The organism is uncultured Psychrobacter sp., assembly GCF_947495825.1.
Lineage (GTDB): Bacteria > Pseudomonadota > Gammaproteobacteria > Pseudomonadales > Moraxellaceae > Psychrobacter.
Genome location: NZ_CANMAH010000023.1, coordinates 1 through 1,270, shown reverse-complemented (window position 1 = coordinate 1,270; position 1,270 = coordinate 1). Strand labels below are relative to the sequence as shown.

The 1,270-nt window shown below is 41.0% G+C and carries 2 protein-coding genes; both read right to left on the bottom strand.

Annotation, left to right across the window (positions count from 1 at the left end; translation table 11 throughout):
* Positions 1 to 18 precede the first annotated feature (18 nt).
* On the bottom strand, positions 19 to 861 hold the full coding sequence (locus Q0895_RS13380) for an IS3 family transposase (RefSeq protein ID WP_299189774.1): 843 nt from the start codon (positions 859 to 861) through the stop codon (positions 19 to 21).
* A gap of 29 nt (positions 862 to 890) precedes the next feature.
* Positions 891 to 1,202: a transposase gene (locus Q0895_RS13375; RefSeq protein ID WP_299189765.1), complete on the bottom strand. Its 312-nt coding sequence runs from the start codon at positions 1,200 to 1,202 to the stop codon at positions 891 to 893.
* Between the last annotated feature and the right edge of the window lie 68 nt (positions 1,203 to 1,270).

Here is a 1,270-nt window from a genome sequence, read left to right as displayed (position 1 = left end):
TGTAGTGGTCAAATATTTTTAGACAGTACTTAAGAGGTTTTTGTTGAAATAAAGTCTCTCTTTCTCGCTTGGTGTTAAATACTCATTAAAGCTGTGTGGTCTTACACTTTGATAATAGCCCCAAATATAATCATTTACTGCCTGCCGAGCCTCATCAATATTGTCATAGCCGTTTTTTGGCATCCACTCTGTCTTAAAGCTTCTAAAGAACCTCTCTGTAGGTGCATTGTCCCAACAGTTGCCTCGTCGGCTCATACTATGCGACATACCATTGCACTTGGCTACGCATTTAGCATACTCTTCACTGGTATAATGACTGCCTTGATCTGAATGAAACAGCACGCCTTTAGGCTCAAGTCTTATGTGATATGCCATTTTTAGTGCAGATGTGGTCAGCTGAGTATTCGGGCTATCTGACAAGGCAAAACCAACAATACGTCGAGCATATAAATCCATAACGATGGCTAAATAACACCATCCGCCTTTGATACGAATATAAGTAACATCACCTGTCCACACTTGGTTTGGTGCAGTGGGCGCAAACTGACGGTCTAGTATGTTTCCATAAACTTTATGGAATTTTTTACAACGCCTGTACTTATGTGATTTTATCTGTCGACTAATCAACCCCATTTGTGCCATCAGCTTAACTGCTTTGTAGCGTGTGAGTTTAATGTCATATTGATGCGTGACGATAGCAGATACCGTCCTTGCACCAGCCGAGCCATTTGACTGTTCAAATACCTCTCTGATTAAGGCTTTGAGCCTTATAAGTTCAATGTCTATAGACCTAGATTTAGTACTGTTGTAATAGCTGCTTCTAACAACCCCAAACAGTTCACATAGCTTGTGTTTGCTAATATGCTTATGATGCTCTGCAAGCTTGGTTATTAGCGATAGACGCTGAGATTGTCTTGGGCTAGCAGAGCAGATGCCTTTTTTAATATATCTCGCTCCATCTTAAGCTGCTTGACCTGTTTTTCAAGCTCTTGTATACGCCGTAATTCAGGCGTTAGGGCTTTGCCTTCTGATGGCATGACACCTTGCTGTTCTTTACGGTATTTATATACCCAATTCTCTAAGGTGGTTTTGCCGATATCTAATGAGTTGGCTACTTCTGGTATCTTCCTGCCTTGTTCTTCAACCAGTTTAATAGCTTCTAGCTTAAATTCTTGGCTGTAGCGTCCGCGTTTGGTGGTCATATCTTCTCTCCAGTCTTGGTGATAGTATAACCTCTTATCTACTGTCCTATTTCATTATGCCACTACAA